This window comes from Lentibacter sp. XHP0401 (genome assembly GCF_025751535.1).
Lineage (GTDB): Bacteria > Pseudomonadota > Alphaproteobacteria > Rhodobacterales > Rhodobacteraceae > Lentibacter.
This window is the reverse complement of sequence record NZ_JAOWLC010000021.1, coordinates 1-10254: the sequence shown is the minus strand read 5'-3', so window position 1 is coordinate 10254 and position 10254 is coordinate 1. Positions and strand designations below refer to the sequence as shown.

7 protein-coding genes, 1 tRNA gene and 1 pseudogene are annotated in these 10254 nt (G+C 55.6%); 3 read left to right on the top strand and 6 right to left on the bottom strand.

The window, feature by feature from the left end; all coding sequences use genetic code 11:
• A tRNA-Met gene (locus tag OE750_RS18050) sits at nt 1–77 on the top strand.
• On the opposite strand, the gene OE750_RS18045 is transcribed toward OE750_RS18050, so the two are convergent.
• The 3 genes from OE750_RS18045 to OE750_RS18035 all read right to left on the bottom strand — a co-directional run bounded on the left by OE750_RS18045 (nt 34) and on the right by OE750_RS18035 (nt 4039).
• A complete protein-coding gene (locus OE750_RS18045) occupies nt 34–1662 on the bottom strand; it encodes a recombinase family protein (protein WP_263765700.1) in 1629 nt (542 codons plus the stop codon). The genes OE750_RS18050 and OE750_RS18045 overlap by 44 nt on opposite strands.
• A 703-nt stretch (nt 1663–2365) precedes the next feature.
• On the bottom strand, nt 2366–3343 hold the full coding sequence (locus OE750_RS18040; protein ID WP_263765699.1) for a GIY-YIG nuclease family protein: 978 nt from the start codon (nt 3341–3343) through the stop codon (nt 2366–2368).
• 105 nt (nt 3344–3448) lie between these two features.
• Nucleotides 3449–4039: a hypothetical protein gene (locus OE750_RS18035; RefSeq protein ID WP_263765698.1), complete on the bottom strand. Its 591-nt coding sequence runs from the start codon at nt 4037–4039 to the stop codon at nt 3449–3451.
• A 108-nt stretch (nt 4040–4147) separates the two neighbouring features.
• On the opposite strand from OE750_RS18035, the gene OE750_RS18030 reads away from it, so the two are divergent.
• Complete coding sequence (locus OE750_RS18030; protein ID WP_263765697.1) at nt 4148–4387, top strand: helix-turn-helix domain-containing protein; 240 nt, start codon at nt 4148–4150, stop codon at nt 4385–4387.
• A gap of 182 nt (nt 4388–4569) precedes the next feature.
• Here the strand turns inward: OE750_RS18030 and OE750_RS18025 are convergent, their stop codons facing one another.
• A complete protein-coding gene (locus OE750_RS18025; protein WP_263765696.1) occupies nt 4570–6510 on the bottom strand; it encodes a plasmid recombination protein in 1941 nt (646 codons plus the stop codon).
• A 1946-nt stretch (nt 6511–8456) separates the two neighbouring features.
• Here OE750_RS18025 and OE750_RS18020 point away from each other — a divergent pair.
• Nucleotides 8457–8996 (top strand): hypothetical protein, encoded by a 540-nt coding sequence (locus tag OE750_RS18020; RefSeq protein ID WP_263765695.1) that lies wholly within the window; start codon nt 8457–8459, stop codon nt 8994–8996.
• Nucleotides 8997–9117: 121 nt separating this feature from the next.
• Here the strand turns inward: OE750_RS18020 and OE750_RS18015 are convergent.
• Together OE750_RS18015 and OE750_RS18225 are read right to left on the bottom strand one after the other, a co-directional pair.
• Nucleotides 9118–10095 (bottom strand): annotated as a pseudogene (locus tag OE750_RS18015) (IS3 family transposase); the annotation flags it as partial.
• A gap of 3 nt (nt 10096–10098) precedes the next feature.
• Nucleotides 10099–10254: integrase core domain-containing protein (locus OE750_RS18225; RefSeq protein ID WP_412176247.1), on the bottom strand; the 156-nt coding region annotated here is incomplete at its 5' end.

The window sequence follows — 10254 nt, the reverse complement described above, 5'->3', positions numbered from 1 at the left end:
CGCGGGATGGAGCAGCCCGGTAGCTCGTCAGGCTCATAACCTGAAGGTCGTAGGTTCAAATCCTACTCCCGCAACCAACACTAATTCTTCAATGTTATCAATGGCCTGAGATTTACTTCTCGGGCCATGATTGCTTTTGGAGCCCAAGCTGAGCGCCAAGAGCGCGGCCATGGCGCCTTCAAGGTGAATCGCGAGTTTGCCGTCAGGCTCGGTCGGCACGAGCACAATCCGGTCCACCAGCCCCCGCAGAGCGTCTTTGGCTTCAAGCATGCCGTCAGGGTGTGAAAGCCGGTCAACCAGCGCAGTGATCTTCTCGCGGTAGGTCTCGGCCATCTTCGGGTGAATACGGATGGGAGACGGGGCAGGGTCTCGCTCAAGCTGGGCTTCCAACTCGATCCGGCGCGCATCCAATGACAACATCCGGTCTTTGACCTGCTCGGCGGGGATACCTGCGATGATCGCATCGACCAGTTTGGCGTGGTCGGTTTTGACTGTGGCGAGCTCTTTGGTCACGGCATCGCGGCTTTGCGATGCTGTGGCCTGCAAGCGATTGCGCTCTTTTGCGTATTCCTCACAGAACACGGCCAAGGCCTCCTGATTCATCAGGTTGTCTTGCAATGCACCAAGCACCAGCTGTTCCAGCTCGTCCTGCGAGATCATGGCCATGTTGGTGCAGTAGGCTTTGCCTTTGTTGCGGGCGGTTGAGCAGCCGAAGCTATGTTTGTTCACCTTGGAAAACCCGCCACCGCAGCTGCCGCAGCTCATAAGCCCGGAGAAGAGTGTTCTGGGGCGGCGACGATCCCAGATAGGGACGTTGGTGCTCTTGACCTTCAAGCCGCCTTGGCGATCACGCACGGCGTCCCAAAGCTCCTGATCGATGATCCTGAGCTCGGGAACCTCGGTGATGACCCAGTCGCTCTCCGGATTGAGGCGCGAGATCCGTTTGCCCGTGTCCGGATCTTTGACGTAGCACAGACGGTTCCAGATCTGGCGCCCGATATAGAGCTCGTTGTTGAGAATGCCGGTGCCGCGCTCACGGTTGCCATGCAGGGTCGAGGTTCCCCAGCCGCGTCCGGTGGGACCGGGGATGCCTTCAGTGTTCAGCGCTTCGGCAATCTTTCTTGGCGACAGGCCGGCGGCATAGTCCTTGAAAATCCGCCGGACAATCTCGGCCTCGGTCGGCTCGATTTTGCGGTCCCCTCTGACCGGCTCGCCGGAGGCATCAAAGCGCAGAACGTTTTTGTAGCCATAGGCTTTGCCGCCTGCGGATTTACCGGCCTGTGCGCGGCCCTTGAGACCACGACGGGTTTTGATCGCGAGGTCTTTGAGAAACATCGAATTCATCGTGCCCTTCAGGCCGATGTGCATCTCGCTGATGCTGCCTTCGCTGACGGTCTCGATCATCACATCGCGAAACTGCAGCTTCTGGTAAATCGAGGCGATGTCCGCCTGATTGCGCGACAGGCGGTCGAGCGCTTCGGACAGCACGACATCAAAGTGATTGTCCTGCGCGTCCCGCAGGAGCTTCTGGATACCGCTGCGCATCAGGCTGGCGCCTGAGACGGCTTTGTCGGTATAGATCTCGACCACCTTGATGCCCTGTCGATCAGCATAGTCGCGGCAGGAGCGGATTTGATCATCGATGGACGCATCCCGCTGCATGTCGGTTGAGAAGCGGGCGTAGATGGCGGCGCGAAGAGGCTGGGTCATAGCAGGTATCCGAAGTTGGCGATCAACTGTCTTGGTCGTGATCGGCGCGGGCCATGTCGCGAGCGAGGGCCCTCAGGAAGTGATGAAATCTCTCTTTATGTTGCGTATTCTCCCCTTGCTTGGCAAGTCCGGATGTCACGGAAGCCTGCGCCACAGGCCGGGCATCGTCCTTCCGGACGTCCTCCTGTTGTGCGTTTGTCTTCCGTTCGCGCGCCATGGCGTGCCGTCTCCGTTCGCCGCAAGCCAATAAAAGCAGGGGCGTTGATAAGCTGTGTCGATGTAAGGTCGCTGGGACCAGGCTGGGCACAGGTTACCAAAGATGGCCCCTCAAAAGCGCCTCTTAAATCAGCACGAGAGTCCGATTTATGTGGATAACTCCGGCGAAATCCGGAGAACTCGCTGTTCGTAAAGGCACTGCTTTCGTCATGTTTGTGAAGGTTCATAGCTTCAACCTCGCGTTTAGGGTGTTCTGGAATGTGAGTGGCCGGTCTGCGGAGTAAATATCTGATCCGTAGTTAGGCAAGTGGCTTTCAAATTGGCCTGAAATTTGTTGCTCCAAGGAAGAACCCCTGCGCCGCGATTGGTGCAGGGGCAGTTTTTACTGGTCGATGAGTAGGGGCGTGTTGCTAGATTTGCGACCTAACGCGGCTGCCTCTTATTGGTCGGGTCGGGATCCATGTGATGTTTCGACGTCGTCGAGCATACGGCGGATGATGGGTTCTGCGTGGGCAGTGTAGATCTCGGAGGTCACGTTGATCCAATCTATCAGATCGATAGTGGGGATCACCTTGTCCGAGTGGTATGTCTGCAGGTGCCGATGCAAACCTTTCTCGACCTGCAAGGCAGACTGCCCCGTGGGCATGGAGACTTCATCGATCAGCTCGGCCTCCACATCGTCCCGCAGGCCGAGCTGGTAACGCAGCCGGCTCATGGGGTTGCGGCTATAACCGAGCTTTACGCATGGGCCGAAGCCCGGCACGTTGAAGCGCAGCATATACAGGGCGCTCGGTGCCGATACCCAAGATTCACCACAGCCGCCGCAGCCAAACCTGCCTGTTTCAAGGTTGGCCGTTGCAACACGCTGGCGATGACCGCAGACATCATGTGTAAGCAGGCGGTAGTTCGCGTCTCCCTCGGGATCCGCTCCGACTAAACTCCAGCCATTGTTTGCGGCCATTTCCTGCAGTTTCTCAGCGTGACAGATCGAACAGTGATATCCACTATGCCCCGGTGGGGGGCCGTCTTTGGCCAGCAGAGCTACACGGCCCCGTTGTAAGCGGGTCTTGTGCCCGCAGGGCAAGGTGTAGGTGGCATAGTGGCGATGTGCCTCGTCCCTGTCGTGGAACACCAGTCCGGCCTTGGTCGCGTTGCGGTGCTGCCGGGACGCCCGGCAACCGCCGCAAATCGGCTGAGCGCTCCGCAGCGTATAGACCTTATGTGCCGTGTGCGCCCCACAACGCTTACACTCGAGTGCAACATGATACCGATCGCGGACGCGGCGATCGACGCGGAAACCCTTACGCTTGGCCATTGCATGCCAAGCCGCCGGGATTGGGCGTTCATACGTCCTCCATTCGGACATCGGGACATTGCGCGAGCGGCGTGGCAGGTGGAGTGTCTTTTTGTTGGTCATGTGAAACATCCTTCTTGGACAAGTTGAGAGGGGCCGCGCCCTGATGGGGCGGCTAAATGAGGGGCGCAGCACCTGAGCGCTGCGGTCAGAAATCGTTTGTGGGTGTCAGCAGGCTTCGCGCCAAACCTCCAACATGCCGTCGGTTTGAACATCCGGATCGATTGCCGGCTGGTGGGCATCCATGTCGATCATTGTGGCAAGATGGGTACGGCACTGGCGCAGCATTTGAGTGACACGGCGTGCTGTGGCTCCCTGTTGCGGGTAGCGCAGATGACCAGCCATTTGGTGTAACCGCTTCCGTGCGGCGAGATATTCGTCGAGGGTTTGGGCCGCCATGAGCACGTTCACAATCTGCGCCATCTTGACCAGTGGCCTGTCTTGGTCACGGAGCACTTGAGCCGCGCACAAAGCTGCACCGATCTCGGACACGGCTGCCCAAGCACGCTCGGCGTCTCGTAGCCAGTGATCGATTGCCGGATCACCAGCGCTTACACCTTCGATATCGCGTTCCGCCTCGATCGAAACGGCCAGCGAGCCGAGGAGCTTTGTGAAAAGCAAGGAGATAGGAGTTGGAGTGTAGAACCCAAGGTCATCGTTCGCCGGGTTGAGCGAGGTCGTCAGAGAGTGATCCACGATCATATTGGCGCCCATAGCGATCGTGATTGTATCGTGGGTGCGGGAGGTTGCCTGTGCCATGATGTTATCTCCAAGTCTTGCATTATCATTACCTTGTGATAGAAACTTAGCACGGTGTGCTGACATAGTCAATACCACGTAATAGTTTTTTAGCACAGGGATACAACTATGACGCCTGAACAACTTAGAATGGCAAGGAATGCGGTGCGTTTAGGTGTCCGGGAACTGGCTGAATTGGCAGATGTCGCACCCGCAACGATTAGCCGGTTTGAAGGCGGCAAAGGCGGAATGCAGATGCGCTCGGTAGAGGCTCTTCGATCTGCGCTCGAAGGATTGGGCGTTCAGTTTCTGGCAGCCGGTGATATAGCGAGGGCTCCCGGTGTGGCCTTAGAAGATAAGCCTAATTGATCTAGATCTGCGGGGGCGTGATTGGCAGTGTCAAATGCGCTGTCTGCCTATCCGGGCCGGGCGGGCACTTGCGCTCTTCTAAGGCAATCCGAACATCACTGGTAGTGAGCCGTAGATGGATGGAATACGCGAAGTCTCTGGCTTGCTGTATGCTAGCGCACTCTAAAGGCGGCTAGAGGGCATCACGACCAATCTGGCCCTGACCCACCCCTTAAATCGTCCAACCTCTCCTTCTGTTCCGCATCCCAATCCTCGCGGAGTGCGGCTACGAAGGCGGCGTCTTCGGCAAGTTGCTGCCTTTCTGCTGCAAGAACTTTTTGCACGGTGCGTGCCACCAACTGTGCAATCTGCCGAACCACGGCCAACGCGGGCCTGAACCGCGCGGACAGCTGCTTGCGCTCCGTCCCATCTTTGGGGGCTGTCTCCCCCCAAGAGAGGCGCGGCCCGCCTGCGGTATCCTCACTCCAGACAATCGTGCCGACCGCGATCAGGTCGAGACCAACCTCGGCGGCGCCGACCATCTCTTCAATCTCTGACGTGGCAACCTCAGCGACGTTTGCCTGCTTCTGCAAGGTTTCCAAACGTGCCTCTTCCGCGATCCTGCTGTCTGTGATCTGCCTCAACGCCTGCTCCTCGCCCCTGCGCTCGGTTTTTACCGCAGCAACGTTATCCAATTCGAGCTTAGTGGCCGCCTGTGCCTTTTCCAGATCGTCTTGCACAGCCCTAGCTTTCGCTTCAGCTTGATCCCTCCGTGCGATCTCAGCTTCGGCTTCTGCGTGCGCTTTCTGTCTGGCGGTATCCGCCTCCGCTTTGTCGTCGCGGATATTTTCCAGCACCTCTGTTTCAGCAACGTGCTCTGCCTTTGTTTCCCGCAACTGCTTTTGTGCAGCATTTATCTGTTCGTCATAGGCGGCTGCTTTGCGCTTCAAGCTGATGGTCATGGCTTCCGCAGAAATTCGTGCGAATCCGGCAGCGTTGGCTGCGGTTTGCAGTTGCTCTGCCTGCTTCGCCAACTTGTCCGTGCGGCGAGTCTCCACAGCCACCTCACGCGCGGCCTTTGCTTTGAGCTCGCGCGCCTCTTTAGACGCACGCTTGCGCGATTTGCGGATCGCAACGTCGCCCAGTCCACGCCCCCTTTCAATGTGTGCAGAGGCTTTGATCTGAGCTGTCTTCAATGCCTTTTGCGCCTCACGCTCAGCCTTTGCTTTGCGCTTGCGTGCCTCCTTGATCGCGCGCTTGCGCGATTTGCGGATCGTAACGTCGCTCAGTTCCCGCCCCGCTTCAATGTGCGCGGTGGCTTTGATTTGAGCTGTCTTCAATGTCTTCAATGCCTCCTGCGCCTCACACGCAGCCTTTGTTTTACGCTCGCTTGCCTCCTCGATCAGGGCGTCAGCTTTTTTCGCTGCGGTGTCCATAATCTTATTCGCTTCTGCCTGCGCCTGGTCGCGCTGTTTGGCCCGCCATTCAGATGGCGGGATATGCCGCGGCTTTTCTGGCAGGGGGGCACCGGCGGCCTTGGCCGCACGGCGCGCCTCGGCCCTGCGTGCTCCACGCGTAATGCCCAGCTTCTTAAACGCCTCGCCCGCCAGCGTCTGGGCCTTTTCATAATTTCCAAGCAAGGGATTTACGGAGGCCTGAAGAAGTCTTTGATGGCCACGGTTGACGGTGAACCGCTCGTGCCAGACCGCCACGACGAAATGAATGTGATAGGCCTCCTCATCCGCATGGCCGCCGGAATAGCGCAGCTGCCCATCGGGGAAGTGCTGTTTCAGGAAAGCCAGGGCCGTCTGGCGGAACTCCTCCACGCGCTCGGGATCCCACCCTTCATGGCCGGTACCGCCGAACCATGCTTTGTTCACCGTCAGGATACCTTCCCGCAAGGGCCCATGACGGCCGCGCTTCCACGGATCGACCAGACCTTTCTCGAGAACCTTGCGGGCTTCTTTCTTGCGGGACTTGGCCTTCAGGGCTTTCACATTCGCCTGAAGATTGTGCCGCTTTGCGTCTTCAACCTCGGCGAGCAGGCACTTCGTCCAATCGTCGGCACCGAACAACTGTTCATTGAGAGCGCTGGCCTCATTGTTGACATGGGACAGATCGCCGCCCGAGCGTTTGTCGTGCATCTCAAAGCGGCCAAGGTCATTCGGGTGCAGGCCCGCAAACCGCAAAACGATGGGCGGCTTCGCAAAATCTACGGGACGGGGATTGTCAAAATCGGCATGGATGGTCATGGTTCTACTCGGTTGTCAGGTCTTTCCTGAGTCTCGCCGATCACCATGAAAATCCTCGCATGGGTCTGAGTAACGTTTTTGTGAGATTTGCTTGGACTATTACTCACTAGTCTTGTTGCAATTCCGGGACCCCGGAACCACAACAAGACTGCTCGCTCAGGGGATACCCCCGAGACCCCTTCTCGTAATCGAGCAATGGGGCACCCCCATTACTCGATCCCTGCGACCAGCAGCCTGCTGGACCCGGTAGGATTGCCTTGAATTAATTTTACGGTTCTTCTTTTTGGGCAGATAGCGCTCGTTGTCCTCATGATGTTCTTAAGTCCGAGGGGAGGTCGTCAGTCGACGGCGGCGCTCCTGCGATCTGATGTGCTTGTCTCAAGACGATAGCCTTATCCCTTCGAGTTTTTGCATAATCGTCTAGCTCTGCCCCCCGGGCCGAGCTGTGATTGCGTTATAAATTCAAAGCGCCCGGTAGGGGGCATGGAAAGGAACGACTCCCATGACACAAACTTTGCTGACTCGCTTTGTCGGGCTAGATATGGTGGCAACGCTTGAGGATTCCGTGCAGCAGTGCCCGAGAAAGGATCAAACGGCAGACATTTGAAACGCGACGCTTGCATCACAGGCAACGCGCCGCATAATCAAACCAACCAGATGAGCCGAACTCTCTCTTAGTTTAGGCCGCCATTGGTGCCAAAAACTCTGACGACGGACAGTCCAGATCGGCGTCGCGATAGGTTTCGCGGTAATGATGGGCAGGCACTGGGGGCAAGATCAGTCGCTCCTATGTAAGGGGGGGCAGCAAGCACCCTATGTAACGTTACATAAGTTATGCAGCTTTGTTTTGGGGTGCTGTACCTAACATAGGTTTAGCGTTGGGCCATTGAGTGAACGTAAGAGACAACATGGCTATATGTCTCTTTTAGATGATAGCTGGATTGCCTTCTCTGGTACGCCACGAGTTCCCAAAGGCTCCATATAATTGGCCACGGAATGTGGAGCCTCTAGCGGCTTGGCCGATAACGCTGAAAGTAAGTTGTTCAGTAAACACAACCTCTCGGAGCGCTAAAGTCTAATGGGCGATACCGCAGTACCTAAGACTTTAGGCTCTGATGCTGGCGCGTGTAACGAGGCAGAGTGACAACCTACGGATTTGTGCAATCAGTGGCAGTGTACTCTTCCGCCGTTACTATTATCGGCATGGCAGCATTGGCCTGGGGGAGAGGCTTTTCGACACCCCCCACCGTGAGCGTCAGCTGCTATCGTAGAAAAAGAGAACGTCGCTACGGTGGCTGCGACTAGAATAATAAATTTCATTGAAAACCTCCCATTTGTGCAAACATACCAGCAAAATTTCAAAGAAGTTTCCAGTCTAAATTTCACTACAATAGTTTTCTTGGTAATGATGGGCAGAGGCTAGGGGCAAGGTTCGTGTTTCTATGTAGGGTATTCTATGGGCGCGTGATGTGGCTCGTCCTTACCGTATCTTATATAGGAAACCCAAAGGGGACCTGCGAGCCAGCCTGCACCCTATATAACGTTACCTTTGGTAAGCGCGCGGTTTGAGGTTTAGGAGGCACCATAGTATAGCGCACGTTTCAAAAATCCTCATTCGTGGTGAGCCGTACAATTGAAGTGAAGGTTAGCCCCGATCCCAAATTGACCGTTCCAAAATAGCCGCTGCTCAACACGGTCCAATAGCTTTTGGATTGCGTTCAGGCTGAAATGACGCGTTTAAGTCACATAGCTAGAGTGAGCATGGATGGTATCGACGTTGAGCAATTTACAAAATTCGCCGAGCATGCATTGTCATGGCTATTTAGAGGGAGAACATGATGAAAATTAAGGCAATTGCATTGCCTGCACTTATGGCACTTAGCCTAAGTGCTTGCGATACGTACACTGCTCAACAATATCAGAGCAACGCAGCTAACACTATTTCCTTGCAGCAACTGGCGGCACGCGGTGAACGCGCGACCGTAGGAGAAGTTCGACTTGCTGAAGGTATACAGCCTCGCCCAACATGCCGTTTAGCAGGCCCCCTCGACTTGGGTGGCGGCGATAATGTGGCTCAAACTATCAAGCAAGCCGTTCAAACAGAACTACTTGCAGGCGGAGTCTACAAAGTAGGTGCCACTCCAATTAACATCAACGTAGTCGCCCTGACTCCGGATTCAATGAGTGGGAAATGGACAATTGGACTCCAAGTCTATTCCACGCGCTCATCGGGCTTTACAGTGCAATCTGTGACAGAGTTTAGTACAAGTTTTACTGCAGTTGCAGCCTGCGGCAACACTGCCACGGCTTTCAATCGCGCACTATCTGAAGCTATCAACAAGATGGTTTCTGATCCCCGTTTTGCGCAGGTGATTTAACCCTTAGTATCCCCACAGGATCGCAAAGGCTATTCTGTAGGGAGCACTGTGCGTCGGCAGAGTTTTTGGGTCCAAAGGCGGCCTAAACTAAGAGAGTGCTTGGCTCATCTGGTTGGTTTGATTATGCGGCGTGCTGGCGGTGATGCAAGCGTCGCGCTTCGAGTGTCTTTCGTTTGATCCTTTCGCGTTGTTTTAGAATGGCTTTGTCACGCCCGAAGTAGACGTCAGCGGGTGTGACGTTGTTGATGCTCTCGTGATAACGTTGGTGATTGTAGTGATCGACGAAGGCTTCGATCTGAGCTTCGAGGTCACCGGGCAAGAAGTAGTTTTCCAGCAAGATACGGTTCTTCAATGTCTGATGCCACCGCTCGATCTTGCCTTGGGTTTGCGGATGGTAAGGCGCGCCGCGAGAGTGCTTCATGCCTTTGTCTTTCAACCATTCAGCCAGGTCCCCCGAGACGTAACTGGATCCGTTGTCGCTAAGTAAACGTGGCTTGTGAACAACATGAACTTGGCCGCAACCAGACGCCTGCAATGCGAGATCCAGCGTATCGGTAACGTCTTCAGCCCGCATGTTAGTGCAGAGCTTCCAGGAGACGATGTAGCGGCTGTAGTCGTCGAGGACCGTGCTGAGATAGAACCAGCCCCAGCCCAATACTTTGATGTAAGTGAAGTCCGTTTGCCAAAGCTGGTTGATCCCAGTTGTCTTGTCTTTGAACTCACTGGCAGCTTTGATGACGATGAATGCAGGGCTGGTGATCAGATCATGGGCCTTCAGCACGCGATACACTGTAGATTCTGAGACAAAGTAGCGTTCCTGATCCGTGAACGTCACTGCTAGTTCGCGCGGTGACAATTCTGTTTCCTGCAAGGCGAAGTCGACAACCTTCCGCTTCACCTCGTCAGGCACGCGGTTCCAAACGTGCTTTGGCTTGGGGGATTGATCCTGCAATCCAGCCTCACCGCGCTGCAGATATCGATCATACCAGCGATAGAACGTTGTGCGAGGGATACCCAGCTTGGCCAATGTCAGACGCGCTGAGAGATGGCTTTCTTCGACCAACCGGATGATCTCCAGTTTCTCTGATGCAGGATATCTTGTCTAGCCCCCAATTTCAGTACCAGTAATTTTCGTTTTCTCTATTAGGGTTTCAGGCACCGGAGGGCGCATACCTAATGCGTGATGGGGCCTGATCCGATTGTATTGCTTGAGCCAAACATTGATCGCGACCTGCGCCTGTCTTGTGCTGTGGAACCA